The sequence below is a fragment of the Microbulbifer sp. TYP-18 genome (assembly GCF_040932045.1).
Lineage (GTDB): Bacteria > Pseudomonadota > Gammaproteobacteria > Pseudomonadales > Cellvibrionaceae > Microbulbifer.
Genome location: NZ_JBFRBC010000003.1, coordinates 65,516 through 91,880, shown reverse-complemented (window position 1 = coordinate 91,880; position 26,365 = coordinate 65,516). Strand labels below are relative to the sequence as shown.

22 protein-coding genes and 3 tRNA genes are annotated in these 26,365 nt (G+C 55.8%); 7 read left to right on the top strand and 18 right to left on the bottom strand.

Annotated elements, in window-relative coordinates; all coding sequences use genetic code 11:
- Positions 1–276: 276 nt before the first annotated feature.
- From ABVT36_RS04840 to ABVT36_RS04815, 6 genes are all read right to left on the bottom strand, one after another.
- The gene (locus ABVT36_RS04840; RefSeq protein ID WP_367148822.1) at positions 277–711 is read right to left on the bottom strand and encodes a hypothetical protein; all 435 of its coding nucleotides are present in this window, start codon (positions 709–711) and stop codon (positions 277–279) included.
- Between the two features lie 184 nt (positions 712–895).
- On the bottom strand, positions 896–2,935 hold the full coding sequence (gene ligA / locus ABVT36_RS04835) for an NAD-dependent DNA ligase LigA (protein ID WP_368455525.1): 2,040 nt from the start codon (positions 2,933–2,935) through the stop codon (positions 896–898).
- Between the two features lie 120 nt (positions 2,936–3,055).
- On the bottom strand, positions 3,056–4,102 hold the full coding sequence (gene zipA, locus ABVT36_RS04830; protein WP_368455524.1) for a cell division protein ZipA: 1,047 nt from the start codon (positions 4,100–4,102) through the stop codon (positions 3,056–3,058).
- Positions 4,103–4,116: 14 nt separating this feature from the next.
- Positions 4,117–7,620, bottom strand: a complete 3,504-nt coding sequence (gene smc, locus ABVT36_RS04825; protein WP_368455523.1) for a chromosome segregation protein SMC — start codon at positions 7,618–7,620, stop codon at positions 4,117–4,119.
- A gap of 115 nt (positions 7,621–7,735) precedes the next feature.
- Positions 7,736–8,968: a c-type cytochrome biogenesis protein CcmI gene (gene ccmI / locus ABVT36_RS04820; RefSeq protein WP_368455522.1), complete on the bottom strand. Its 1,233-nt coding sequence runs from the start codon at positions 8,966–8,968 to the stop codon at positions 7,736–7,738.
- The gene (locus ABVT36_RS04815; protein WP_368455521.1) at positions 8,968–9,513 is read right to left on the bottom strand and encodes a cytochrome c-type biogenesis protein CcmH; all 546 of its coding nucleotides are present in this window, start codon (positions 9,511–9,513) and stop codon (positions 8,968–8,970) included. Before ABVT36_RS04815 ends, ccmI begins: the two co-directional genes overlap by 1 nt.
- A 176-nt stretch (positions 9,514–9,689) precedes the next feature.
- On the opposite strand from ABVT36_RS04815, the gene ABVT36_RS04810 reads away from it, so the two are divergent.
- Together ABVT36_RS04810 and ABVT36_RS04805 are read left to right on the top strand one after the other, a co-directional pair.
- Positions 9,690–9,765: transfer RNA gene (locus ABVT36_RS04810), tRNA-Val, on the top strand.
- A 46-nt stretch (positions 9,766–9,811) separates the two neighbouring features.
- Positions 9,812–9,888 (top strand) — tRNA-Asp (locus tag ABVT36_RS04805).
- A 231-nt stretch (positions 9,889–10,119) separates the two neighbouring features.
- On the opposite strand, the gene ABVT36_RS04800 is transcribed toward ABVT36_RS04805, so the two are convergent.
- The 10 genes from ABVT36_RS04800 to ABVT36_RS04755 form a co-directional block, all read right to left on the bottom strand.
- A complete protein-coding gene (locus ABVT36_RS04800; protein WP_368455520.1) occupies positions 10,120–10,716 on the bottom strand; it encodes a YigZ family protein in 597 nt (198 codons plus the stop codon).
- A complete protein-coding gene (locus ABVT36_RS04795; protein WP_368455519.1) occupies positions 10,679–11,263 on the bottom strand; it encodes a DsbE family thiol:disulfide interchange protein in 585 nt (194 codons plus the stop codon). The genes ABVT36_RS04800 and ABVT36_RS04795 overlap by 38 nt, the downstream gene beginning before the upstream one ends.
- A 6-nt stretch (positions 11,264–11,269) precedes the next feature.
- Positions 11,270–13,270, bottom strand: coding sequence for a heme lyase CcmF/NrfE family subunit (locus tag ABVT36_RS04790; RefSeq protein ID WP_368455518.1), 2,001 nt, complete (start codon positions 13,268–13,270; stop codon positions 11,270–11,272).
- Entirely contained in the window at positions 13,267–13,716 is a 450-nt protein-coding gene (locus tag ABVT36_RS04785) for a cytochrome c maturation protein CcmE (protein ID WP_367148832.1), read from the bottom strand. The genes ABVT36_RS04790 and ABVT36_RS04785 overlap by 4 nt, the downstream gene beginning before the upstream one ends.
- A gap of 41 nt (positions 13,717–13,757) precedes the next feature.
- Positions 13,758–13,979: a heme exporter protein CcmD gene (ccmD, locus tag ABVT36_RS04780; protein ID WP_368455517.1), complete on the bottom strand. Its 222-nt coding sequence runs from the start codon at positions 13,977–13,979 to the stop codon at positions 13,758–13,760.
- Entirely contained in the window at positions 13,979–14,749 is a 771-nt protein-coding gene (locus ABVT36_RS04775; RefSeq protein ID WP_368455516.1) for a heme ABC transporter permease, read from the bottom strand. Before ABVT36_RS04775 ends, ccmD begins: the two co-directional genes overlap by 1 nt.
- A gap of 12 nt (positions 14,750–14,761) precedes the next feature.
- The gene (gene ccmB, locus ABVT36_RS04770) at positions 14,762–15,475 is read right to left on the bottom strand and encodes a heme exporter protein CcmB (protein ID WP_368455715.1); all 714 of its coding nucleotides are present in this window, start codon (positions 15,473–15,475) and stop codon (positions 14,762–14,764) included.
- Between the two features lie 19 nt (positions 15,476–15,494).
- Positions 15,495–16,163: a cytochrome c biogenesis heme-transporting ATPase CcmA gene (ccmA, locus tag ABVT36_RS04765; RefSeq protein ID WP_368455514.1), complete on the bottom strand. Its 669-nt coding sequence runs from the start codon at positions 16,161–16,163 to the stop codon at positions 15,495–15,497.
- Between the two features lie 305 nt (positions 16,164–16,468).
- A complete protein-coding gene (locus tag ABVT36_RS04760; RefSeq protein WP_368455513.1) occupies positions 16,469–16,813 on the bottom strand; it encodes an STAS domain-containing protein in 345 nt (114 codons plus the stop codon).
- 744 nt (positions 16,814–17,557) lie between these two features.
- Entirely contained in the window at positions 17,558–17,740 is a 183-nt protein-coding gene (locus tag ABVT36_RS04755; protein WP_367148838.1) for a PA3496 family putative envelope integrity protein, read from the bottom strand.
- Between the two features lie 391 nt (positions 17,741–18,131).
- On the opposite strand from ABVT36_RS04755, the gene ABVT36_RS04750 reads away from it, so the two are divergent.
- Both ABVT36_RS04750 and ABVT36_RS04745 read left to right on the top strand, forming a co-directional pair.
- Positions 18,132–18,207 (top strand) — tRNA-Arg (locus tag ABVT36_RS04750).
- 319 nt (positions 18,208–18,526) lie between these two features.
- On the top strand, positions 18,527–19,552 hold the full coding sequence (locus ABVT36_RS04745) for an isoaspartyl peptidase/L-asparaginase family protein (RefSeq protein ID WP_368455512.1): 1,026 nt from the start codon (positions 18,527–18,529) through the stop codon (positions 19,550–19,552).
- Between the two features lie 1,122 nt (positions 19,553–20,674).
- Here the strand turns inward: ABVT36_RS04745 and ABVT36_RS04740 are convergent.
- The gene (locus tag ABVT36_RS04740; protein WP_368455511.1) at positions 20,675–21,502 is read right to left on the bottom strand and encodes a DUF5694 domain-containing protein; all 828 of its coding nucleotides are present in this window, start codon (positions 21,500–21,502) and stop codon (positions 20,675–20,677) included.
- A 503-nt stretch (positions 21,503–22,005) separates the two neighbouring features.
- Between ABVT36_RS04740 and ABVT36_RS04735 the strand changes: the two genes are divergently transcribed.
- A complete protein-coding gene (locus ABVT36_RS04735) occupies positions 22,006–22,998 on the top strand; it encodes an MBL fold metallo-hydrolase (RefSeq protein WP_368455509.1) in 993 nt (330 codons plus the stop codon).
- Between the two features lie 458 nt (positions 22,999–23,456).
- On the top strand, positions 23,457–24,524 hold the full coding sequence (locus ABVT36_RS04730) for a hypothetical protein (protein ID WP_368455508.1): 1,068 nt from the start codon (positions 23,457–23,459) through the stop codon (positions 24,522–24,524).
- Between the two features lie 216 nt (positions 24,525–24,740).
- Here ABVT36_RS04730 and ABVT36_RS04725 read toward each other — a convergent pair whose 3' ends face one another.
- Entirely contained in the window at positions 24,741–25,922 is a 1,182-nt protein-coding gene (locus ABVT36_RS04725; protein WP_368455507.1) for a retroviral-like aspartic protease family protein, read from the bottom strand.
- Positions 25,923–26,032: 110 nt separating this feature from the next.
- Between ABVT36_RS04725 and ABVT36_RS04720 the strand changes: the two genes are divergently transcribed.
- The gene (locus tag ABVT36_RS04720) at positions 26,033–26,353 is read left to right on the top strand and encodes a hypothetical protein (protein WP_368455506.1); all 321 of its coding nucleotides are present in this window, start codon (positions 26,033–26,035) and stop codon (positions 26,351–26,353) included.
- Positions 26,354–26,365 lie beyond the last annotated feature (12 nt).

Sequence of the window (26,365 nt, the reverse complement as noted above, 5' to 3'; positions counted from 1 at the left end):
GCTGCAGAAAAAGGCATTGCCAGCGGTCTGCTGTCCCAAACAGGGTGTTCGGCCCCTGAATCATGCGTGTAACTGCGTGATTTGTCGCGGAGGGTATGCGGGCTGAAAAAAATCTGGAAAGGCTTTTTTAAACACCCGCTGGAGACCTGCTGCAACAGGGCACAGGGAAAGCCTGACACACGCAACCACGGCTGGCAATGACCGGTTTGCGTCACAAGGGCGAGAAGCCAGTCGTCGGCAGCACACAGAAGAGACGCCCGCCGACCAAAGTCAATGTCAGGCGCTGACACGCCCCTCCCGGGTCCACTCGCAACGCACCTGCATAACCCCTGTGCCCGGCTCGTGATAGAGGCCGGCCGCCTCCCAGGAAAAAGAGTGAAGTCCGGAAAGTTCTGTTTCCAGGTGCACAGTGGCGGAAACCCAGTACATTTTTTGCAACAGTTGCTCAAATTTCTGGATCCAGTGGTTCCACTCGTATTCCACTGCGCGGTAAGAGGCGCCAAAATGAATCACATCCGTGTGGTACCTGGACCGCTTCACCTTGATGGTGGGTATTGCAAACATATCCCGGGATAAAAAGGGCCAATCGTCGGCACTGGGCAGGCTCAGCACAGCATCGCGGTTGACACGGCGCCGCTCAGAGCCACCCGCCAGGCTGTCGCTGTCCTTGATGCATCCGTAGACAATGGATTCCTGATCGCTCTGCACCACTTCTACCGCTTCCCCCTTTTCCGGACGCTGTCGAATTCGCCCAAGAATGCCAGAGTGTCACTCTACCGGTCATATGCGGATAATTCTACCGCCGGTATCGCCTTTACTGGCGGGAAGCCTAAAAGCGTATTTTTTGTGCAATGGATACCGGTAAGGACTCAATTGGGTGGAGGTGGCCACATATTCAGATTCCGACCCCCCTGTCGCGCAGCATCGCCAGAAACTCCGTTTCGTCCAGCAGGGGAATATCCAGTTCCCGCGCCTTGTTGAGTTTTGAACCCGCGCCGGGGCCCGCAACCACACAGCTGGTGTTGGCGGATACGCTGCCGGCTACCCTGGCACCCAATCGCTGCAGATGGTCTTTGGCCTCGCTGCGGGACATCTGCTCCAGCTTGCCGGTCAGCACCCAGGTCTGGCCGGACAACGGCTCGCCACCGGCATCCGTCTGCTCCGCCGGCCAGTGGACACCCGCCTGGCGCAGCGCTTCGATCTCCTCCTGGGCATGGGTCTGGTGAAAGAACTCATCCACAAAGTGAGCCACCACCGGGCCCACGTCCTCCACTTCCTGCAAAGCGTCTTCATCGGCCGCCATCAGGGCCTCCAGCTCGCCGAAGTGTCGCGCCAGATTGCGCGCGGTGGCCTCCCCCACTTCGCGAATACCCAGGGCATAGAGAAACTTTGGCAGCGTGGTCGATTTGCTCTTTTCCAGCGCCTCCACCAGGTTTTGTGCGGACTTGGCCCCCATCCGCTCCAGCTCCGCAAGTTCCTGGACCGTCAACCCGTACAGCCCGGACACCGAATGCACCAGGCCCTCATCGACCAGCTGCTCTACCAGCTTGTCCCCCAGTCCATCGATATCCATTGCCTTGCGGGAGGCAAAGTGCTTGATCGCCTGCTTGCGCTGGGCACTGCAGATGAGGCCGCCGCTGCACCTGGCCACCGCTTCCCCTGGAACCGACTCAACCGGTGAATCACACACCGGGCAGCGTTCGGGAAACACGATATCGCGGACATTCCTGGGGCGTTTCGACGCCACCACCGATACCACCTGCGGAATAACGTCCCCGGCGCGGCGCACTATCACTGTATCGCCGATTTTTACTCCCAGGCGCTCAATCTCATCGCGGTTGTGCAAAGTCGCATTGGAAACCGTCACACCACCGACGAATACCGGCGCCAGGCGCGCTACCGGAGTAACGGCGCCGGTACGGCCCACCTGAAACTCCACATCCAGCAACTGGGTCATTTCCTCCTGCGCGGGGAACTTGTACGCCATGGCCCAGCGCGGTGCGCGAGCGACAAATCCCAGCCGCCTTTGCAGGGCGATACTGTTCACCTTGAACACTATGCCATCTATGTCGTAGGGGAGTTCCCCGCGTATGTCCGTCAGTCGCCGGTAGTATTCGATACAGGCCTGAATATCGGCGGCGGTGCTCATTTCACTGTTGATGCGAAATCCCCAGCGATGCAGCTGCAGCAGGATTTCCGTGTGCTTGTCCGGCAGCCCGGCCCCCTGCTCCCGTCCCACTCCGTAGACACAGAACTCCAGCGGGCGCTGAGCGGTGATACGGGAATCGAGCTGGCGCAGACTCCCCGCAGCGGCGTTGCGCGGGTTGACGAAGGTTTTCTCCCCGGCGCTGCGCGCCCGTTCGTTCAGGCGCGCGAATCCGGCCAGGGGCATATAAATTTCACCGCGGACCTCCAGCAATTCCGGCACCCCATCCCGCAACAGGCGCAGGGGCACCGAGCCGATGGTGCGCACATTGGCGGTGATGTCCTCGCCGGCAGTGCCGTCGCCGCGGGTCGCGGCCCGCTCCAAAACACCGTTGCGATACATCAGGCTGATGGCGATACCATCCAGCTTCGGTTCACAGGCATATTCCACCGGGCCATCGCTGCTGAGCCTCTCCCGCACCCGCCGATCAAATTCCAGCAATTCCGCATCATCGAAGGCGTTGTCCAGCGACAGCATGGGTACTTCGTGCTGCACCTGGGCAAAAGACGGCAATGGCTCAGCACCCACCCGCTGTGTCGGGGAATCCGGGGTGATCAGATCCGGATACTCGGCCTCCAGCTGCTGCAATTCGCGCAGGCAGCGGTCGTATTCGGCATCGGGCAGGTCCGGCGTGTCCAGCACGTAATACTGGTAATTGGCGCGCTGCAGAATATCGCGCAATTGCCCGGCGCGCTTTTGCCGTGCCCGGGGAATCGGTTTCTTGGTCATGGTAAATGCACTAAATGACAGAAATTCAGGAACCCTCACCATTAGCTGCCCCACCCTGAATCGTCCCATCCGGGGCTGAGTACCGTCGTGGCCGGAGCAGCGCTACCGGGACCGGTTAACTCAATTCTGAGCGCGGGCCAGGGCTTTGCGGCGCTGGTACTCCATTACCCGCTGGCGATAGTGTTCCGCTGTCTGAGCAGTGAACACACTGCGATTCTCATCCTTCAACTCGCCACCCAATTGGGTGGCAATCTCACCGGCTACCGACAGCATCAACTCGAACGCCCGTATCGCCTCGCCTTCGATAGGCAGAGCCAGAAACAGGCTCACACCCGGAGTGCTGAACTCCTCCATCAAACCGAGATCGAACACCCCCGGCACCACCATATTGGCGAGGCTGAACACCACTGGGCCGTCGTCGCCACCCAGGTGGTAGTGAAAGATATTCATATCGCCAAAGCGCATCCCGCTGGACAACAAGACACGCAGCAGGTCGTTGCCCTCAAAACAGTCCCCCTCCGGTGCCGCTATATTGATAACCAGCACTTCCTCCAGCTCAGACTGCTCCCGGGGCTCCGCGGTCCGGGGCTGCCGCTGTGCACTAGGCTCGGGCGGCGCTTCCTGTACCAGAGGTTCCCTCTCCCCCTCCGCAGCCGGCACTTCCAGTGACTGGAGATCGACAGTCTCATCAAACTGCGGCTCCAGCCGCTGCGGGTCGGCGCCGATGGAGTCCATCAGTGTCGGCACCTGCTCGTCCAGATCCAGCGCGGCCTGCTGCGGCTCCCCACGCTGGGGGTTGCTGCCCGCCAGGGGGCTGCGCAGGGAGTGAAAATTCTCCTGGACCTCGCGGTTCACCCGCAGTGCATCCTCCAGGGCACGGCGCTGAACCACCCTTACTTTTCCCGGCAGCTCGGCGGCAATCTGCCGGCGCTTAGCCACCTCCTCCGGATCCACCGGATCCTCTGTCTCCGCCACTGCGGACGGTACTGCGCGCCCAGGCCCCAGGCTCCCTTTCCCCCGAAGCTCGCAGACCTCACGCTGCGCCACCGCACCGGGATCATCCGACGACCGCATGGCGGCGCGGTATCTGATAATCGCGCGGCGCACACCGTCGGCCACTGCCACCAGCAGTACCAGCGAGAGAATTGTGATCAGCCAGTCGCCCATTTGCCCGCTCTCTCCTATGCAGATGCCAGTTCAGCCGCCTCTTCCACATCGACTGATACAACACGGGATACCCCCGGCTCGTGCATGGTGACACCCAACAGCTGATGGGCCATTTCCATCGCGATCTTATTATGACTAATGTAGATAAACTGCACCTGCTCGGCCATCTCCTCCACCATGCGCGCGTAACGCCCCACATTGGCATCGTCCAAGGGTGCATCCACTTCATCCAGCATACAGAAAGGCGCGGGGTTGAGGCGGAAAATGGAAAAAACCAGCGCGATTGCGGTCAGCGCTTTTTCGCCGCCGGACAGCAGGTGAATAGTGCTGTTACGCTTGCCGGGCGGGCGGGCCATAATGGCGATGCCAGTGTCCAGCAGATCCTCACCGGTCAACTCCAGGTAGGCGTGGCCGCCGGCGAATACTTTGGGGAACAGTTCCTGCAAACCGCTGTTGACGCGATCAAAGGTCTCCTTGAAGCGGGTGCGGGTCTCGCGGTCAATTTTCTTGATCGCACCTTCCAGCGTCTCCAATGCATCTGTCAGATCGCTGTACTGGCGGTCGAGATAGTGTTTGCGCTCCGATTCCTGCTGGTACTCGTCGATAGCGGCCAGGTTTATGGCACCGAGGCGGGAAATGCGCGCAGCCACCTGCTCCAGTTCTTCCTGCACCTGGGAGATGGTTAAGTCTTCCGGCAGTTCCCGCAGCAGTTGCTCCACCTCCACATCGGACTCCTGCAACTGCTCCACCAGGCCGTTGCGCTGCACCTCCAGGGTCTGGGCAGTCAGGCGTTCCCGCTCCAACTGTGCGCGCACCCCCTGCAGAGCGGATTCAATTTTGTGGCGCTCCTGCTCCTGCTGCCGGAGCCCGCTTTCCACTTCCTCCAGCTTGCTGCGCGCCTCGCCCAGTTCGGCCTCGGCCTGCAGGCGCAGGGCCAGCTTCTCTTCCAGCTCGCTGTGGAAGTCCACCGTCGGATCCTGAGCCTCGGCCATCTGCTGCTGCAACAGTTCGCGTCGGGAGCTGAGGCGCCCCAACTGCTCTCCCATCACCTCCAGAGTGCGCTGCAGTGACACCAACTGCGTGCGCACCGACTGCTCGCGCATGGCCAGCTCGTGGGTGCGGTCCTTGTCCTCGCGGGCCCGTTGGCGCGCCCCATCCAGGGCTCCGCGCAATTCATCGCGACTGGCCATAAGAACTTCGCGGCGATCAGTATCCTCGCTCATGGCCTCCACCGCCTGCTGCAACTGCAGGCGCGCGTCCGAAAGGGACTTGCCCTCCGCTTCCATCTGCTCGCGCACCTCGGCGATCTCCTGCTCCAGCCGCAGGCGGCGTTCACTCTTCTGTTCGGCGCGCACACGGCGCGCCGACAACTGGCTGCGCAGCTCAGCCTCCCGGCGACCCAGCTGCTCCACCTCGCTTCGCGACCTCTCTATGCCGCCCTCCAGGTCGCCGACCTCGCGGCGCAACTCCTCCCGCTGGGCCGACAGGCCATCAATCTGCTCTTCACACTCAGCGATGCTCTGCTCCAGCGTTTCCAGTTCCTGCCTGCGCGCCAATACCCCGGCCTCGGCATCACTGCCGCGCTGGACACGCAGCCAGTTTGGGCCCAGCCACAGGCCGTCCCTGGTCACTATTGATTCGTGCGCCTGCAGGCGGCTTCGCGCCGCCAGGGCCCCGCTGAGATCCTCTGTTGTGTAAATGCCCGCCACGATACTCTGCACCGCCACTGGCCCCTCAAGCAGATCTGCCAGCGGCGACAAGCTGCCCGCCGGCAGAGACTCTACCTGGGCCTCGTCGACAAATATGGCCTGGCCGGCCTCCAGGCTGTTGAGACTCTCACCGAGACTGTCCAGGTGATCGACACACACTGCCTGCAGCCGCGGTCCCAATACCGTCTCCACCGCCCTCTCCCAGCCGGCGCTGGCGGCGATCTGGTCGGCGAGGCGGGGCCGTTGCTGCAGCGCCTCCCGCCGCAGCCAGTTGTCCACCGCCTCACCCTGACCCAGCGCCGCCTGTTGCAGAGCCTCCAGCGACGCCTGGCGGCCGCGGCTGGTCTGCAGCTGCAGGCGCAGCTGATCCAACTCAGTGGCGATAGCGCCATCCCGCCGGCGCATCTCGTTCAGAATCTCACCCTGCTCGGCCGCGGCGTCGCGGCGTGCGGCGGTCTCCAGCTCCAGTTCGGCCAGCTCCTCTCCCAGCTGCTCCAGCTCGCCGTCATCGCCGCCGTCGCCCAGATCGGTTCTTTCGGACTGCAGCTTGTTGGCGCGATCCTGCAGTCGCTGGGCGGAAGTTTCCAGATGCTGGATACGGGACTGCTGCACCTCTGCTTGCTGGCGTGAACCGGAGGCCCCCAGGTTGAACTGGTCCCAGTCGTTTTGCCAGTCGCGCATCAGCTCCTCGGCATCGAGCAGGGCCTGGGCCGACTCCTCTGCGGCGGCCTGTACCAGGTGCAGGTCCGGCACAATCACTTCCAGCTCGTCTTCAAACTGGGCCGCTTTACCGCGGTCTGTGTCCAGCACCGCCTCGGCATCCCTGAACTCCTGCTCGGTCTGCTGCAGGTCATCATGCAGCCGGGCATTGCGCTCGCGCGCGTGGGCAATACTCTGCTCCAGGCGCGCAATATCGGTGCCGACGGCGTAAAACCTGCCCTGTACCTCGTTGAAGCTGTCGGACAGCTCGTGGTAGCCGACCCGCTTCTGCTCTATCTCGGTGTCACAGCTCACCTGGCGGGTCACCAGCTCCTCCACGGTGAGTTCCAGTTCGCCGATCTGCTGCTGCCGGCTGCTGGCCTGATCGTTCAGATCGCGGTACTTGAGGCCCTGTAAGCGGGCCTTGTGGCTGCGCTCCTGTTCCTTGAAGCGGGCGTACTTTTCCGCTGCGGCGGCCTGTCGCTCCAGGCGCGACAACTGGCGTTCAAGTTCGTCGCGAATATCGGTCAGGCGCTCCAGATTTTCCTTGGTGCGGCGCATGCGGTTTTCGGTATCCCGGCGGCGCTCCTTGTATTTTGAGATACCGGCCGCCTCCTCGATATAGACCCGCAACTCCTCCGGCTTGGCCTCGATCAGCTTCGAGATCATGCCCTGCTCGATAATGGCATAGCTGCGCGGGCCGAGACCGGTGCCGAGGAACAGGTCGGTCACGTCGCGGCGGCGGCACTTGTCGCCGTTCAGATAGTAATTGTTCTGGCCGTCGCGGGTGACCTTGCGCTTCACTGAGATCTCCGCGAAACCGGCGCAGGGGCCGGTCAGCTTGCCGGCGGAATTGTCGAATACCAGCTCGATGGATGCCTGACCAACCGGCTTTCGACCACTGGAGCCGTTGAAGATGACGTCGGTCATGGAGTCGCCGCGCAAATTCTTGGCCGAAGATTCCCCCATAACCCAGCGCACCGCGTCGATGATATTGGACTTGCCACAGCCATTGGGCCCCACCACGGCACCCAGGTTGGAGGGAAAATAAACGGTGGTCGGGTCTACAAAGGATTTGAAACCCGCCAGCTTGATGCACTTCAGACGCATGTAATTTGCAACTCGATAATTGTTCTATGCACGGTGAACCCCGGCCTCCCACAGTGGGCAATTGTACATGGCGACCCCAGCGGTTTCAGTGTAAACCTTCGCCAGCGAATAACCGCTACAACTCCCGGTCGATGGTGATGGAAACCGGCTTGCCCCACTCGGCCCTGTCCAGGGACTCCACCCCGCCCTGCCAGTCACCGGGTGCCGCGCGGGCATCGCCATGCAGGGCCAGGCGGGCTACCAGTTGCACGGACCCCGCCCCCTCCAGTGAGCGCCCCGGCATCATGGCCCGCGACTCGTCCAACACTACCTGTGCAGGCAACTGGTCGGCGCGCAGGCGCACTATTGCCAGCGGCATCGGGCTGTCCGCACCGCGGGCGTAGACAAACACCGGGGTCTCCGGCGCCGCCACAATACCCTCGGCCAGACTCACATGAACACTGATGGAGGCGTTGTCGCCCCCGGCGGTCACAGTCCCAGCGACACCCTTCCCCGGGGACAGCTCCGCCTCAGCACGCGCCACACCGGCGGCCAGCGCCTGGGCGGCTGCGGACTCAGGAGCCAGAAGCTTCTGCGCCCGGCGCCAGTAATCCCGCGCCGCGCGAAATTCCCGGCGTTCAAACGCCGCTATACCGGCCAGCCCGAGGGCAGTGCCATTGTCCGGCTCCACCGCCAGCACTTCCCCCACCAGATGCGACACCTCTTCGGTGATCCTGGAGCCCCCGGCAAAGAATAGCGCCTGCGCCAGTTCCGCCTTTACTCCAGCCGCCTGCGGCTCGCGTGCAACTACGTAGCGGTAGGACGCCACAGCGCCGGCCAGGTCGCCCTGGGCCAGAAGCCGCTGAGCCAGCACATAGCGACTGGTGAGGTCCTCCGGATGGGTACCCGCGCGCTGCTCCAGTGCTGCGGTGATCCGCCCCTGCACCTCGGCGTCAGCGCCTGCATTGGTGCTGGCGACGAGATCCCGATAGAGGGTCAATTCCCCATAGCGGTCGCTCTGGCTGTAAAAGCCCAGGGCAAGCACCGGCAACAGAATTGCCAGTGCAAGCAACAGCCAGCGCCCCCCACTGGAGGTGTGACCGCCAACCGGATTCCCCTCGGCGGCCAGCAGATCGCGCGCGGCATCCGCCTCCAACTGCGCCAGCTGGCTCTCCTCCATGGCGCCTCTGTCGCGCGCCGCGCGCCACTCCGCTCGCCGCTCCCGGTAGAGCGCCGCCAGCGCCGACCGCTGACTTTCCCCTGCGTCAGTGCCAGCCGCCTCCCCATCTTTGCGCCGCAGTGTGGGCCACAGCAACACCGCCACCAGCAACAGCGCCAGCAGGAGGAGTCCAAACCATAATCCAAGCATCAGTTGTTCCCGCCGTCGTCACCGCCCAGGTTGGTATCCTCCATCTCCTCGCCCAGTAATTGCCGCAGGCGCCGGCTTTCCGATTCCGTCAGTTCGCCGCCGGCATCGTCCTGGCCGGCACCGGTGCCACTGCGCGAGCGCAGCACTATCACCACCAACGCCAGCAATCCCAGCGCCGCGAACACACCGGGCGCCAGCCAGAGCACCAGGGTATTGCGCTGCAATGGCGGCCGATAGAGGACGAAATCACCGTACCGCGCCACCATATAATCCGTGATTTCCCCATCGCTGAAGCCTTCCTCCAGCAGGCGGCGGATCTCCCGGCGCAGATCATGGGCCACCGGCGAATCGGAATCCGCCAGATTCTGGTTCTGACATTTCGGGCAGCGCATTTCCTCAATCAACTCCCGGTAGCGCGCCTCCAGTTCGGCGGTGGGCAGTTGCTCTACTTCCACCGCAGCGCGTGCACCTGCCATAGTTGCCAGATACAGGCCCAGTGCACAGAGTGTCAGCAGCAGAAACGCCGTCCACCCGCCTGGTTTCAAAGTTGGATCCACCGTCGTCACCCGCTGAAAATTTGTGCGATTATAGCAGTGCAGGCGGTTGCGGGCACGCTCTGAGATTTGCGGCATGTTGCGTTAACTTATTGAAAGACAAAAATGTTTTGTGGAAAGCGTTGACGGAGCAAAAATTTTCATTAAGATACGCAGCTCCTGACGCGGGGTGGTTAGCTCAGTTGGGAGAGCGGCGGCCTTACAAGCCGTAGGTCACAGGTTCGACCCCTGTACCACCCACCACTCCCCCACCTGCCTGGCAGGTTATAACTGGGAAGTGAGGAGATGCGGACCGGTAGTTCAGTTGGTTAGAATGCCGGCCTGTCACGCCGGAGGTCGCGGGTTCGAGTCCCGTCCGGTCCGCCATACAATCAAGGCTCACGTGAAAACGTGGGCCTTTTTTGCATTCTCCACTTGCATATCCCCCTTCCAGCAGGCCGGGAACCGGACCCGGTATAACAGCTTTTTGCCTACCACCCCCAACTCAGACTGCGGCTACAAACCTGAACATTTTCAGGGACTAATAAATAAAGGGACCCTCCTCCGCCCACAAATGCTCCTCGGCCTTTATTTGTCTGTCACTATTTACCCGGCAACTTATTGAGCTGCCACCTCTGCCCCCGCCGCCGTGAGCCGCTCATACAACTGTGCCCACTGGCTCTCCGGCACGCGGATGTCGATTTGCACCCGGTCGCTATAAACCGCATCCACACATTGTCCACCACAGTGCTGCAGAAGAAAGCGCACCCGGGATTCAAGAGCGAAGTCGCAGCAAACGGATACCGCCCGCAGGGATACGAAGGGTTTCAACTCAACCTGGCGCAACGCCCCACTCACAGAGCCGCGATAGGCCCGCATCAGCCCGCCGACACCGAGCTTGGTGCCGCCGAAAAAACGGGTCACGATAACACCGGCATCGCCTATCCGGTGTTGCACCAGCAATTCCAGCATGGGTTTGCCGGCGCTCCCGGATGGCTCACCGTCGTCGTCCGCCTGCATCGATTCGGGATTGGCCGGATCGCCGAGGATCAAGGCCGTACAGTGGTGACTGGCGTGGGGAGACTGCGCCTGGGCAAGAGCGAGCTGCCGCTGAAAGACCGCCTTGCTGGAGACGGGTCCGAACCAGCAGATAAACCGGCTCTTTTTTTCCTCGCTCTCACTGACAACGGGACAACAGGGAATCTGATAACTCACCGGCAAATTCTTCCCAGGGCTGGCTCTGCAATCGCTCATAGAGCGGCTGCAACTTGGTCTGCCAGATGCGGTCGTCCACCACACCTGTGTGCTTGCAGCGAATGGTACCCTGCGCATCCACCAGAAAGGTTTCCGGAGCGCCGTAGACGCCCAGGTCCAGAGCCAGCCGGCCCTCGGTGTCCGCGATACTGAACAGATAGGGGTTGTGGAATTTCTCCAGCCATTTGCGCGCCTCTGGGACATCATCCTTGAGGTTGACCCCGACGATCGGCACACCCTGCCCGGCAAGTTTGTTGAGAAATGGATGCTCCACCCGGCAGGCGATACACCAGGTAGCCCATACGTTCAACAACAGTGGCTTAGCGGGCAGGTCGACACGCCGCACAATTGCATCCGCGTCCGTCACAGTTGCCAGGGAAAACTCCGGTACCGGCTTGTCCAGCAACACTGAGGGTAAATGCTGCGGGTTGAGCGACAGGCCGCGCCAGAACAACACCGCCAGGGCAACAAAAACCAACAGGGGCAGAAACAGTCTAAATCTAGCCATAGCCGGTCAAGTCTCCGCAATATAGCCGGTTGGCGCCGCGTCAGCAGCCGCTGCGGCGCGTTTTATCTTGACGTTGCGGTAGCGCTTGTCCGCCACCGCAATACCAGCGCCGATGGCCATTAGCAGGCTTCCGAGCCATATCCATACCACAAATGCCTTGTACTGCAGGCGCACCGACCAGTCCCCACCGGGGTTATGCGGATCCAGTGACTGGCCCAGAGCCACGTACAGATCCCGAACCAGTGCCGAATCGATCGCAGCTTCGGTCATGGCATTGCCACCGGAAAAATAATTGCGCTTTTGCGGATTCAGTTCCGCCACAGCCTTGCCATCGCGACTGACCGCTATCACACCCTCGACCGCACTGTAGTTGGGACCCCGCACCGCACGCACGCCGTCGAAGCGAAAGTCGTATCCCTCTATCTGAAAACTGTCGCCGGGAGACATGCGCAGATCCTTTTCCACGCTGTATACGCTGGTCAACGCTACCCCGACTATGGTAACCGCCAGGCCAATGTGTGCTAAATGCATGCCAAAGTAACTGGCCCTCTGCCGCTTGAGTCCGGAAAGGACACTGTCTGCGTTGCGACTTCTGGCGGCGATGTCGGCCAAGCTGGAAGCAGTGACCCAGACACCGACGAAAATACCCAGTGCCGCCCCCCAGTGAAACCCACCCAGTACAAATGGCAGCGCCACAGCGGCGACCGCAGCGACGATCAAAGGCACACGCCAGGCCGCCAGCAACTTGCCCCAGCGGCTGTTTTTCCAGTTGGCGTGGATACCCAGCCCCAGCAATAGGCCCAATACGGCCATCGCCGGCACGAAAAAAAGATTGAAGAAGGGGGGGCCCACGCTGATCTTGCCCCAATTGAGCGCATCCGCCAGCAATGGATATAAAGTGCCGGTCAGAACGACGCCCATTGCGAGTATCAACAAAACATTGTTTCCCAGCAGAAAAGTTTCCAGCGAGCGGAAAGAAAACACGCTGCCTGCACTCACTGCCGGCGCGCGCAGCGCGAACAACAGCAGGGACGAGCCTACGACCAGGCACAAAAACACGAGGATAAATCCACCCCGCAACGGATCCGTCGCAAAGGCATGCACTGAGGTCAGCACGCCGGAGCGCACCAGGAATGTACCCAGCAGACTCAAACTGAAGGCAAAAATCGCCAGCAGCACGGTCCAGCTCTTGAACAGCCCCCGCTTTTCGCTCACCGCCAGGGAATGCATCAACGCCGTGCCCACCAGCCAGGGCATAAAGGAGGCATTCTCCACCGGATCCCAGAACCACCAGCCACCCCAGCCCAATTCGTAGTAGGCCCACCAGCTGCCCAGCGCTATGCCCACCGTCAGAAAAGCCCAGGCCACCGCAGTCCAGGGTCTCGCCCAGCGCGCCCAAAGCGCATCCAGCTGCCCCCCCAGCAGTGCCGCGATCGCGAACGCAAACGCTACCGAAAAGCCCACATAGCCCATGTACAGCAGCGGGGGATGGACGATCATGCCCGGATCCTGCAACAGCGGATTCAGGTCCGCTCCCTCCAGCGGTGGGAAAGGTAAAGTCCGTTCAAATGGATTGGAGGTGAGTAGAATAAAAAGGAAGAAACCGACCAATACCATACCCAGCACGGACAAAACCCGCGCGACAAACTCCTCTGGCAAAGGGCCGCTGAAGCGCGCCACCGCCACCGCCCAGCCGGCCTGGATCAGCAACCACAACAGGATGGATCCCTCGTGCCCCCCCCATACGGCGGTGATCCTGTAATACAGAGGCAGAAGGCTGTTTGAGTTCTGTGCCACATAGTTGACGGTGAAATCGCCCTGGATAAATGCCAGCGTCAGACAGAGATAGGAGATAGCGGTAAACACCAGTACACCCATCGCCAGCGGCCGCCCCGCCTGCATCCACAAGGGGCGCCCGGCGTAACTTCCCGCCAGGGGCACCAGCGCCAGGGTCACGGACAACAGCAGCCCGATAAGCAGCGCAAAATGACCAATTTCCGGACTCATATATGCGCTCCATCCACACAGCTGACTTCAGCCGCAACTGTTTCGGCAACTTCCGGCGGCGTGTAGTTTTCATCGTGTTTCGCCAGCACCTGGTCCGCGCGCAAAGTGCCGTCGTCCTGCAGCCGTCCGGCCACCACCGCAGCCTCCCCCTCCGCAAAGAGGTCCGGCAGTATCCTGTCGAACACCACCACCAGATCGGCATCGCCATCGGTCAAGGCGAAACGAACGTCCAGTGTGCCCGCCGTATGCACCACGCTGCCGGGAACCACGCAACCTCCTGCGCGAATACGCCTGTCCACCGGGACGTCTCCGGCGGCAAAGGCGCTGGGGGCATAAAAGTAGTCCATATTGTTGCGCATGGCGTAGGTCACGAAGCCCACCGCCGCACCGGAAAGACATATCAGAAGAAGGACCAAAATCAGACGCTGTCGGCGAACCGGATGCATAGTCTTTCAAACCCTAATTTAATTTGCTGTTATCACAATGGTCATTCAGCCACTGTATTCGTGTGCGGGGGAACACGACTCTGCCGGTGTGCCTGTATGCGCTGCTGACGGGCCAGCTCCCGCTCCAGCCTGCGACGGCCCAGGTATGGCTGAATTGCCAGCCCGGTCATGGCCGCAAAGGTCACCGCGTACGCGATCCAGACGAAAGCACCGTGCCCCCCCATGGAGAAAAACTCGGCGGCACTGGCGAACTGAAATTGCATTACCGGGCCTCTTGTCTCGTTCCGCTCAGGTGTTCACCCCGCAGTACCTGCTGCGCCCAATTGGTGCGCCATTCCCGCTGTAGCACCAGAGTGCGCGTGTGGGCCAGCAGAACCCAGACATAAAAGCAGTAAAAGCCAATAATCATCGTCAACAGCGGATAAAACATACTGGGATCAATACTGTTTGCCTCGGTCAGCTTGATCGAGGCGGGCTGATGCAGCGTAAACCACCAATCCACTGACTTATAGATAATCGGGATATTCACTGTACCCACAAGCGCCAGCAGAGCGCAGACCTTGTCCGCCATCTGCTCGCGGGTAAAAGCCCGCGACAATGCAATTACCCCGATATAGAGGAACAGCAGAATCAGCATCGAAGTAATGCGCGCATCCCACACCCAGTAGGCGCCCCAGGTAGGCTTGCCCCACACAGCACCGGTAAACAGAGCGACGAAGGTCAGTACAGCACCGATGGGCGCGGCCGCGCGCATGACGATAAACGACAGTTTCATCTTCCAGATCAGGCCGATGGCGCCACCCACAGCCATGATGTAATAGCCGGCGAGGGCCAGGAAAGAGGCGGGTACATGAATGAAAATAATGCGATAACTATTGCCCTGCTTCATATCCGGCGGCGCAAAGCCCAGCCCCCAGACTGAACCCACCAGCAGCAGGACGATACTGGCCAGCGCCAGCCACGGCAGCCAGACGCTGGTTTTCTGATAAAACCAGCGCGGCGAACCCAAGCGGTGAAACCATTGCCAGGCCAAGCAGAGCCTCCTTCAAGAATCCGTACTGACGCGGATCGCGCCGGCCGCAGCCAGTGGTGCCAGAGCCGCGGCCGCCGCCAGCAGCGCGGCCAGAATCGACAATTGCGCCGCGTAACTGTGACCGTCCAGAGCCGCCTGTACCGCGCCAGTGCCGAAGATTAACACGGGCACGTAAAGCGGCATAACAATCAGTGCCAGCAGCAGCCCGGAACGACGCAGAGCGACCGTCAGTGCCGCACCCACGGCACCTATCAGGCTGAGACTCGCGGTGCCCAGCAACAGGGACAGGAGCAGGCCGAGGTAACCACCGCCGCGCAGATTCAGCATCAACCCCAGCAGTGGCGACAACAGCGCCAGTGGCAGCCCCGAGACCAGCCAGTGCACCGACACCTTGGCCAACACGGCGAAGTAAAGCGGCTGCGGGGAAAGGGTCAGCTGCTCCAGAGAACCGTCCTCAAAGTCGCTCCGAAACAGTCCCTCCTGGGACAGGAGTGTGGCCAACAGCGCCATCACCCAGATGATGCCCGGCGCCAGGCGGGCCAGCAGTTGCGGTTCCGGTCCCACCCCGATGGGAAACAGCGCCAGTACAGTGACAAAAAACAGCAGCGGGTTGGCGATATCCCCCCGCTTACGCAGCGCCAGCAGCAACTCCGTGCGGGTGAGTGCAATAAAACCTGCAGCCCCGCGGTGCCCTATCTCGCTCGACCCAGGGCCGGCCGCCGCCATCAGGTCCACCCGCCCGGTTTCAGCCAAAGGCATAGGCGCCCTCCACAAAGTCTCCGGCGGGCGCGAAGTCTGCCAGGTCGACCGTCTGTAATCCGTCCAACGCCACCGGTTGGTGTGAAGTGAACAGAACCATGCCGCCTCCGGCGAGATGCCGTGCCATCCGCGCCTCCAGGCTCGCCACCCCGTCCGCATCCAGGGCGGCAAGCGGCTCATCCAGAATCCACAACCGCGGCGGTTGCGGCAAATAGAGTCGCGCCAGTGCCACCCGGCGGTTCTGCCCTGCGGACAACCGCTGGCACAGGCTGTCTTCAAATCCCTGCAGGCCCAGCTGTTGCAGGGCCCGGTAAGCTGCAGCGGTATCAGCGCCATACCAGGACAGGTTCTCCAGCGGGGTCAAACCACGGCGGACCCCCTCTCGGTGACCGATATACAGCAGTGATTCCCGCAGAGCCGGCAGGCCGCCCGGCAGGGACCTGCCCCGCCAGCGAATTTCCCCCCGGTAGCCGCTGACACTGCCGGTCAGGGTCCGCAGCAGGGTCGTCTTACCGGTTCCGTTGGCTCCTTGAATCTGCAGCGCCGCGCCCGCAACCAGCGCAAAATCAACACCCGCAAACAGGGTGCGGCCATCGCGCTCACAGGCGAGATTGCACACTTCCAGCAAGGCTTGGGGGATTAGAGCTTCAGACATAGGGCCCACAGTGCCACAGTTGATGAAAAACTGAGCGCATTATACTGGCCCTGGCGGTAATTGCATGGCCTTCAGCTGTTGCCAGGTTACTGGCAGATTGCTGAAAAGCCTCCCTGGTTTTTCTCAGCCCGGGATTGCGCTGCGGGTCGGCTACCCCTGCGCAACAAATCCAGTGGCTACATGCATGATTTGCGGCTTGAACACCCCTATTCGGGATAGCTGGCCCCGAGCAAGGCTTTTTTCAGCAGCCTGTTAGGCCCCGGAAACTGGCCCCGGAACCGGCGGGGCAACTATAAAGGCGGGGTTTAGCGAATCGTGAATATCCGGTCAAAATTGGACGCGGCGAGAATATTGGCAACGTGTGGCCTGGGATTGACCAGCTCAACTCTTTGCGCCTCCGCCCGGCTACCATCGCCATAGCAATGATCCCTCAATAGCAGCAACATACCCAGTGCAGCGCTATCCAAATACGATGTTTCAGAAAGATCGACCGAATAACATTTGGGAGAGGGGGAAAAATTCTGATAGGCGCGCTGAAAATCGGGGTGAAGGCTGAAGTCGAAGCTACCGGCGACCCGGATTGTGAGCTCCATCCCACAATCCGACAGCTCTGTAAATACCTGAGCCGACCCATGCTCGCAAGTTGTCATAGCGAAAATCCATTTATCTCTATACCAGCCCAACCCGCCACTCTTCTGCCATGTAGCGGGCATCCGAACAGTATCTCCACGCAGATTGAGTAGCCGCGGGAAGTCTGTTTAGCCAAGTCGTAAAACCAGCCCCGAAGAAACCTCCACTAGCAGGTTGTTGAAAAAGGCATCCTGCCTGTTTCAAAACACGAAAAGCGAAAAATGTGATTTTCACTTTTCGCCCAAAATCAACGACTTAGGCGTCGTCGATTTTGCCGGAACATCCATATTCCGGCACCAGGCGGTCGAAATTCTGCGAATTTCAACAGCCTGGTAGGGACTTATCTACTGCCCCGCATCACAGCGCATAAAGCCTGGCAATCGGCTGCCATCAGTTCCCGGCGCTGCCTATCCAACAGGCCGGTTTGCTGGATCGCCGACCTGAAACACTGACGTGCCAAGGCAGAGCCTCAGCGATGGCAATGACAGCGATTCCTCTACCAGCCACCACAGCCGGCAAATGTCATTCACCCGCCACGTAATGACAATCGACGCGCCGGTCCCCGTCATCCTCCCTTTATGCGGTTCGGCAATTCCATTAAATCACCGGACCTTTAATAGACGGGGCAAACAGGCAGTGCCTCAAATATGATGAAAGAAAGGATCGCTCCAGCCGGTAAATCAGCGGATCGCTTAACCTCATGGCACACGGGAATTGCATTAATCCGGCAAGCTGCCCAATTGCCGGTCAAGCTCCCGCCGGCATCAAAACTCTAATTCATAAGTCATCAATTCGCGTCTGAGACGCATTTCCTCCAATTTATCCTCCACCAGTCGACGGGCGTCGCGAGGAGGTACTGAAGTAGCCTGCCGCAGTGCTTCAGTTGCAATTTGCGGGATGTCTACATGATCAAAATCAAAGTCTTTTCCGCTAACGTTGCCGCTCATACGAAACTCCAAAATCTTGATCCGCGAGTGTGGAACCACTCTTGTCATTTTTGTTGGACCATTGCAGATTAGCCAGCAGCGCCAGCCATGGTCAAGCATATTTTCGTCGCGGTAACCTTTTTTTTGGCTACCGGTATTGCCCGCTTTTCAGGTGTGAAAAATCCTCCTTTCCTCCGCCGATTAATGGTGTCAAAGTAATCGCATAAAGTGACCAATTTGTTAAAATTACGCTATCCAGCGGCTTAGGCGAAAAAAAGCTTCGGCAGGTACCAATTGGTAACCACAATTTCAGAGTGTTACCCATAGTGACATAGAATTCATCTATGGTTAGAATAGGCCACTTGTTCGATACACCTTCAGTCGCCCCCATGGGATCAGAAGGCCCCTCAGCGCCCCCGTCGGTTAACAGGATAAACCACGGACCTCCTAAGTCCGCACTGCAGGTTCGAGTCCTGCCGGGGGCGCCAACTCCAGCCGAGAGGCCCCTCTTCATCGCTCCCACGGAAGTGGCGCTCGGCCTCCCAAGGCTGAGTCCCATCCATGGAAGTCTCTCATTAATTCGGTGCAACCTCAGGCTTTCATCAAGTTCGCCAGTCAAGCGCAGGAACGCTGACTGCCCTTCAAACAGCTGCATCGCATCGACGCAAGGCTTCGCAGGGCGAGCTTGGTGGAGGCTAAAGCTGTCGCGCAATGCCTCAGTATTGTCATTCGAGGAGACCGGGGTGACCGATTGGATTGTCGGGCTCATAATAGGCCCTCACTAAAGTCTTCTACCGGGGCGGAATCATGAAGAAATCCCTGATGCTTGCAGCCATCTTTCTGGTGTTAAGCGGCAGTGTATTTGCCGATCAAGGACCCATCGCACTGGCCATCCACGGTGGTGCCGGCACCATCGAGAGGGACAAAATGAGCCCTGAGCGTGAAAAAGCCTACCGGGATAAGCTAGGCGAGGCGCTCGAGCGGGGTTACGCAGTGCTCGAGCAGGGTGGCAGCAGCCTGGATGCGGTGGTCACCGCAATCAATATTCTGGAGGATTCACCCCTGTTCAATGCCGGCAAGGGTGCAGTCTATACCTTCGACGCCGAGCATGAACTGGACGCCTCTATTATGGACGGCAGTACACGAGCAGCAGGGGCGGTTGCAGGGGTCAAGCAAGTTCAAAATCCCATCAACCTGGCGCGCATGGTGATGGAGGATTCACCCTTCGTTATGCTGGCGGGGGAAGGCGCTGAGGCTTTTGCCCGCTCCCGCGGGATACCCATGGTTGACAATAAGTCATTCGACACCAACGAGCGTCTGCAGCAACTGCGCAAAGCCAAAGAAAAGCTGCGACGGGAACAGGAAGCCGACAAGGACTATCGCGCAGCCGTGCAACAATTGCCCCAGTCGTTCAAGGCCGGCACCGTGGGCGCAGTGGCACTGGATAAGCGTGGCAATCTCGCCGCCGGCACCTCCACCGGCGGGATGACCGCCAAGCGCTACGGCCGTATCGGCGATTCACCAGTGATCGGTGCCGGCACCTTTGCCGACAACCGTTCCTGTGCCGTGTCCGCCACCGGCCATGGCGAGTATTTCATCCGCTTTAACGTCGCAGCGGATATCTGTGCCCGGGTAGAGTATCAGCAACAGTCCGTGGCCAGTGCCGCGAACCAGGTCATCAACCAGGTACTCACCGCAGCAGGCGGCACCGGAGGGGTTGTCGTTCTGGATCGCAAGGGCAACATGGCGCTGACCTTCAACACCCCCGGTATGTATCGCGCCAGCCGCAGCAATACTCAGCCAGCCGAAATCGCCATCTTTCGCGATCAGTAGAACATATTATTAACCCGGTAACTTATTTAGTAGCCGGGTTAATAACCTTATACTATTGACCATTAATAGGGCCATCAAGTAATTTCCGCGAGAACTGTTGATGGCCCGGCCACCCTGGTGGCCCACCAGCAGATGGTAGAGAAACAGGCTGGCAACCTACCAGCTTGCCGTAACGCTCACAGCCAACAAAGTACCCGAGCCGACCGCAAAAGGGGCATCATTGATCTGTTTCATAAAAAGCTGTCGCGGAAACAGAAGTGAAAGTACCATTGCTGTTATCGAGGACAACAGCCTCCAGTGTGATAGGCCTGTAAACCCGGATTCTCAGAATGCAGACGTTTCTATCGGAAGAACATCTGTCATCCGACCACAATATGGTGAAATCAGAGGGCACATTCCGGATTCGGAAGTTAGCGTTGGTTGTCAATCTTTCCGGTCGCGTTTCCGACCCCCAACAGACCGGCGTCGCGTACTCATCGTACAATGCAGTATCAACAAAACACTCCATCAACGGACTCCCCGCTCCAAGCACCTCCGCGCTATTGGAGTCGCGCACCTCCTGCGCATTACTGATCCCGCTGATTGAAAGAGATAACAGAAGCACTGTACATAACGATTGTTTAATTTTATTCATTTTACAAGTTCCTTATTTGCCTTGGTAGATTTAGTGGAAGTTGCAGCCAAAATAACTCAATGTCCCACCCCTGTTTATTTCACAAACACAATAAAAATAGTGGAGACACAAACTGAATATATACAACAGCAGAATTAGAAAAATCCTGAAATAGCCAGAAAAACTTTCCATTTATCCACAAAGCGCGATCACCGGGAACTTAAGCTCCAACAGTCCATATCTTAATACCCTTGCTTGTCGCTTAAATCTTTCTTCTGAGATGCTAAGCCGTCAATTCAATAGATGACCCCTCACCCACTGAGTTAGCGGTCTTGAAGGCCTGGACAATTACCCGAAATAGCTTGCTTTCCAAGGGCTTGCGCCGGTCTTCGTGCGGAAATGGAACATCCTTGCAACCTATTAACCCGGCAACTTATTCAGTCGCCGGCTTAATAACTGAGCGGGATTCAAAAGAAGAGCAATAGTACGACAAAGGACCCGCCAATCCCTCAGAGATAGTCGTTCACATCCCAGGCTTTGCGCTCGAGATCAGTGGCCAAAAGGGTTTTCAAAATGGCCGTATGACCACTACCGGCGATAGCGATAACCCGGGTGCCCGGCTGGGCAATCGCCTGAATATTGGCGTACATACGGAAATTACGGTGCCACCAACTGACAGAAGACGCAGCGCCGGCAAAACCATCACCTGCACCAATATCATTGGTCATTAGATAGAGATTCATATTCTCACGATCCTGGGATAGATCATTATCCTGCCTCAGCATACGCTGAAGTGAAAAATTCTTATGTCGATAGGTCGAAATCTCGCTGAATTTCTGAATTTTTTCCTGAAAAAGTTTTCCGCGTTCTGGAGCTTTTTCGCTCATATACTCCATCAACTCTGTCCCATTCCAGTGTACATTCCGCTCGTCATAACAAATTACGCCCTCCAGACCTGCCTTGGAGGCAATACGAAAACCCAGCTGCTGATTTTCGTTGATGTCGAGTTTGTGCTCGCCATTGAGATAGGAACCGAATAACTGGTCAAACTGCTCCTGCTGCTCGGGATCACATTCAAGCATGACATGAGTGGGAGACTGCTTGGCGAGCCTTTCCGTCAGACTTTCAAGGTATTGTTGATTTTCCGCTGTCGAAACATCAATTACTTCCGACTTTACGACATCCTGCCCGGGGTTGGCAAAGTGGAATACCCCAAACAACATGACCTCGGCTGCGCGGCTCACTTTGGCATCCTTCTTATCTGCTTCACCGCCCCAACTGGCGACACTGACAGACAGCATAAGGGTACCAATAAGAATTCTAGTTATGACTTCCATCGTTAAGTTCCTGCTTTTTATCGACTGGGAACGGCAACTGCCGATCCAGAGTAAGACGCATCAAAAGAATTTTTGGATGCAGTTGTTGTATATAATTTTTATTGATTCGGGCCGCCCACTAAGAGCACTTCCTTCGAAAGACACCTCTGGAGCCCTGACTCCATGAATCAGTACAATGACGAATAGAGCTTGGCACCTTCTGCCAAAAAACACTAAAAATTGGCACCTTAGTACCAATGTGGATTTTAAAGTCTTCCAGAAAGATTGTAAACCCCACTTAATTGATCAAATTCACACTCTTTTCGCTGGAAATATCAGCCCTTGCATATACCCCCTTAAGAATCAACCACCAAATTGACTCCGACAGGTAATCCGATAATATTCACAGTGACTCTATTCAGAGCTGCCGGACGTCTTTTGTAAACAAGCTTTTGGAAACCAAGAAGGCAGGAACAACCATATTCGAAGCCGCTATCAAAAACCAGAATTGCAGGGAAATCAGCATGAAAACACATATACTTTTTATTATAGGATGCATGTGCATATCTTTTCCGCTATTCGCCCAGATCAATGAAACACCGACAACAGGCGACAACACCAATAAACCAATCAATCAAACGATTGAACGGATCAATAACAAGCAGTGGATTCACGGCGCCAGTGATTGTATCGACTACCAAGGCCCCGCTATCGATCAATTCAAATTTGATACTGGGAGTTTTATATTACGTCAAAGTAAATGCACCCATTATGAAGCCCCATTCATATACGTTCTCTTTGGGAACAAAACAGTATTGGTATTGGATACAGGTGCAACAAGTGATCCGCAGGCTTTTCCGCTGTATCAGACCATAATGGATCTGGCTGAAAATTACCGCCTGGAAGAGAATTTAGAGCCTTTAAACATATTGGTCATGCACTCTCACGGCCATCGCGACCATATGGCAGCAGATAGCCAGTTTACGAATCAACCAAATGTAGAGCTGATTGAAGCCAATGGTCCAGCTATGAATAAATTCATTGGACCTGGAAATTGGCCGAATATAACCCGGGAAATTGACCTTGGCGGACGAATACTTACGATTATACCAAGCCCCGGGCATCAGGAACAAAGCATAGCAATCTATGATTCGAAAACCCAGTGGTTATTGACGGGGGATACCCTGTATCCCGGACGACTTTATGTCAGAAATTGGAAAAAATACTTAGAAAGTATAAAGCGACTGGTGGAATTCAGCCAAAATCACAACATATCCGCTGTTTTGGGTGGACATATCGAAATGTCAAAAACTCCTGGAGAGATTTATCCCGTCGGTAGCACCTACCAGCCGAACGAGACAGGACTGGCCTTATCCATAGAACAACTGCGGTTATTACATGAACTTCTGACGATGGAAAATGCCAAAAAAAGGGAAATCAATACGGAGCAATTTATTGTATCGCCATTAAGCAATTTTCAAAAAATCATAAGCTCCATTTTAAAAATTTTTATTTGATCTGACAGACAGACTTCGGATTGCTTCGATTCTTCAACTATGAGGGAATCTAATCAATCCGTTTGTTTATATTTATATCGGATGGTAATCCAGATGGACGAATCGACTGCTTTAGGGCTTCTTTTGGTCACTTCTGCTGCACTTTACCAAAGAAAATCTATTATACAGCGCGCTGTTAATAAATGCAGACTACTTTTTGTCCAGCCTCTAAAAATATAGAAAATGTTTAATGCGGCGCCAGGTAATGCATTCAAGCGCCTTCTAATGAGGCACCATACTTACTTGTAGTCGACAAACCAATACGATACGGTTATATGGTTAACTCAATACACAAAAGTACATGCTTAATCAAACTTTTGTGGGCAGGGTTAATAGTATTTCCGCGGTTCAAACCATAAATTACGAACTTAAAATAAATTCGCTATTTAATAAAAATAAATCAATAATTGGAGGCAGCAATGCGCTTTATATATGCTTTATTTTTAACACTACTCAGTAGCTTTGCCTTTGCTTTTCCTAGCTCAATCTTTTCACAACTCGACTTTGGCCTGTACTGGTTTAGTTATAACAATAATTACTGTAAAGCCTCTTCCGGCAGTTGTTCCAGCCATTATGATCCCACCAAACCCACTTTAATTTATGTACACGGCTGGCAACCTGGCACCACTGTAGACAACTACCGTGAGAATTTTTACGGTGGTGACTATGGTGGCCCTAATGTCGATACTGCCGTTAGTTGGCTAAATGAAGGATACAATGTAGGAATATTCTACTGGAACCAATTTGCTGATGAGTTAGAAGTAAAATATGCAGAAGCTAAAATTTGGGTACCCAATGGCCCCAAGAATATGAGATATCTGCTATCGAATGGAATTTATCAAAACTACTCAACATTGAGCTCAATGAGTGAGCTTATGTCGGATGAAATAGCTTCGGTAATGAGCTCTTTTAGTGGTTCAAGATTTGTGATAGCAGGCCATTCACTGGGAAGCCAGATGGCACTTACTGTGGCTGAAGACTTAACCGATAGCGTTAATGCAAATTCAATCAACAGTAATTTATTGCCAGACCGAGTTTCACTACTTGATCCATTTCATTCCAATGGCGCTAAATCATACCTAAATGATCGCTGGCCGGGCGAAGTAACAAGAGATATTGTTGATAAACTCAAAGCGAATAATATTGCTATCGATGCATACCGATCTTCTGCAGCAACAAGTACGATATTCATAGGGGATGAAAACATAGGGCTCCTTAACAAAGTCGCGTTTGTTGAACTAAAACCATGGTACTTTTGGGCATGGCAGCAAACAGAAAAACACATCGCAGCTAAATGGCATTACCTATGGAGCCATGCGTTTTCCCCAACTGACCTAAAAGACTCTGGTGAAGACGGCCTGTCAGCATCAACGAGCGACACAAGAGTAAGGATATTAATGAATAAAGATTTCAGACTTGTCCAAGATCAAGGCGAGTACTCCAGAACACCTGAGGATGACAGGCACTTTAAGGCTAGTAGGCTTTAACTGCAGTAGTTCAGATTTGATTTAATGGTTACTGATCTTTCTAGAAAGTGCTCGGTCGATTCAAGTCTGGACTACTAGTCGTCATCACGCAGCCATGGCAGAGCACCCCTCTGCCTCACACCAATACCGGTAAAGCCCTCTTCCAATACAATGCTCAGCAGCCCATAAGCAAGATCTGGGAATAGAGATAGAACACTGAACCGTTTCTTAGAGCCTTTACTTTAAATCCAAAAATAACAAACTATTCTCCTGATCAATATTAAAACGAAAGTTTTTCAAATAATTCATGCCTAATAAACCTTGTGATTCTTCCACCCCCGGCAAACTCATGACTGCAAATTCAATATCATTTATGACTCTACCATCAATAGAAAATTGATCAAAACGATAGACAGGTACGACCACTTGCCCATTGGCTGTATTCATTACAGTTTTACTGAGAAATTCGGGTTGATAATTAGCATTTAACTGCTGAAAAAACTGGCTAGATATAACTGAAATCGTTGCTCCAGTATCAATCAATAATTCCACCTTATGGCGGCCCCCAAGAACGCCGGAAACAATGAAATGACCATTCACTTTTCTAAGATCTATTCCTTCTTTAGCTTTCAATTTACTGGAAATCTTAGTTTTTAGCTGCTGCGCCACTTTACCCCATGCAAGATCACCAAGAAGGTAATCCAGCAATTCCAGCGAACGGGGGTAATCATTTAGTAAATAATGGATTTCTGCCTGTCGATACAAGTAGCTGTAATCATTTGGATCTAGCAATGCCAATTCTTCATAAAACTCCAGCATCTGTGGCCACAATACTTTGCCACTATTCTCAGGATCTATTTTTTTATGATAAGCTTGAACCAAAGTTTTAATTATTCTCTTGATGTCTTCAATTTTATCAACCTCATAAGTGTAGTGCTCTAGACGATAATACGCCTTAATAGCTGCCACCAAATCGCCAGTTAATTTATAGCTTTCCGCGAGGAGATATATCGCATATTGGTCATCGTCATTTATCTGTAAGTAAGAATTTAGCAATGGTATTAATTTCAGGTATTCGCCCTGATCAAAACCTTGCTGAAAAAATTTTCCCATCGATAGATACGCATACCGCTCATGTTTATCATCAATGAGCAATAACCTATTGTACTGATCAATTATTTTTGCGATATTCCAGCTTGAAAGCGTTTTTTTAAACTCTTTCATCGGGGTAGTTAAGGGAAGATTGGTGGAAATTCCAGTTTTAGTTAAATTTCCCCAATTCGACGCAGCCAATATGGAGCGCTCCTGGTCTTTCATCTCAGTTTCTGGGAGCATGAAGCTACTCCAATATTGATGGCCATTCCAACCAAAAATCAGGCCACTTATAAAAACAATCAATGTCAGAAAAAAGATTTTCACAATGGTATTTCTTAGCTGCTAAACAAAAAGTTCCATTTAAAGGGATCTCTAAAAATTTCCCAACCTGCGCTAAAAGCCATCCGACATATTCCGCATCCCCAAGAGATTGTGTGGCCACAGTAACAAAACGAGTCAAGCAACTCACCATACTGCTTACACCAGCCAAAGGTGGCATCAACCTGTTTGCGCCTCTTGAGATTCACTCCATAGTGCGGTTCTACGGTCTATCGCACTATGACTCCGACACTCACTATTCTGCGCGAAATGCAGCGTTATTCCTATGCCGGGACAGCCATTTACAAAGCCTTTTGTATCGTAGCTTCATGCATAAAAAAGCCCGCCATTTGGCGGGTCATTTTTCTGCAATGCGCAAAAACCGCGTGCTAGATTTGTATACCTCCCTGGGACAAACTTGTCAATCCATGTTTTGACAACTCCTCCAA

What these genes read in the sequence shown, in the direction of transcription:
- ligA (WP_368455525.1), bottom strand. Translation starts at nt 2,935, where the DNA reads ATGACCAAGAAACCGATTCCCCGGGCACGGCAAAAGCGCGCCGGGCAA.
- zipA (WP_368455524.1), bottom strand. Translation starts at nt 4,102, where the DNA reads ATGGGCGACTGGCTGATCACAATTCTCTCGCTGGTACTGCTGGTGGCA.
- smc (WP_368455523.1), bottom strand. Translation starts at nt 7,620, where the DNA reads ATGCGTCTGAAGTGCATCAAGCTGGCGGGTTTCAAATCCTTTGTAGAC.
- ccmI (WP_368455522.1), bottom strand. Translation starts at nt 8,968, where the DNA reads ATGCTTGGATTATGGTTTGGACTCCTCCTGCTGGCGCTGTTGCTGGTG.
- ABVT36_RS04795 (WP_368455519.1), bottom strand. Translation starts at nt 11,263, where the DNA reads ATGGCTAGATTTAGACTGTTTCTGCCCCTGTTGGTTTTTGTTGCCCTG.
- ABVT36_RS04790 (WP_368455518.1), bottom strand. Translation starts at nt 13,270, where the DNA reads ATGAGTCCGGAAATTGGTCATTTTGCGCTGCTTATCGGGCTGCTGTTG.
- ABVT36_RS04785 (WP_367148832.1), bottom strand. Translation starts at nt 13,716, where the DNA reads ATGCATCCGGTTCGCCGACAGCGTCTGATTTTGGTCCTTCTTCTGATA.
- ccmD (WP_368455517.1), bottom strand. Translation starts at nt 13,979, where the DNA reads ATGCAATTTCAGTTCGCCAGTGCCGCCGAGTTTTTCTCCATGGGGGGG.
- ccmB (WP_368455715.1), bottom strand. Translation starts at nt 15,475, where the DNA reads ATGGCGGCGGCCGGCCCTGGGTCGAGCGAGATAGGGCACCGCGGGGCT.
- ccmA (WP_368455514.1), bottom strand. Translation starts at nt 16,163, where the DNA reads ATGTCTGAAGCTCTAATCCCCCAAGCCTTGCTGGAAGTGTGCAATCTC.
- ABVT36_RS04760 (WP_368455513.1), bottom strand. Translation starts at nt 16,813, where the DNA reads ATGACAACTTGCGAGCATGGGTCGGCTCAGGTATTTACAGAGCTGTCG.
- ABVT36_RS04755 (WP_367148838.1), bottom strand. Translation starts at nt 17,740, where the DNA reads ATGAGCGGCAACGTTAGCGGAAAAGACTTTGATTTTGATCATGTAGAC.
- ABVT36_RS04745 (WP_368455512.1), top strand. Translation starts at nt 18,527, where the DNA reads ATGAAGAAATCCCTGATGCTTGCAGCCATCTTTCTGGTGTTAAGCGGC.
- ABVT36_RS04740 (WP_368455511.1), bottom strand. Translation starts at nt 21,502, where the DNA reads ATGGAAGTCATAACTAGAATTCTTATTGGTACCCTTATGCTGTCTGTC.
- ABVT36_RS04735 (WP_368455509.1), top strand. Translation starts at nt 22,006, where the DNA reads ATGAAAACACATATACTTTTTATTATAGGATGCATGTGCATATCTTTT.
- ABVT36_RS04730 (WP_368455508.1), top strand. Translation starts at nt 23,457, where the DNA reads ATGCGCTTTATATATGCTTTATTTTTAACACTACTCAGTAGCTTTGCC.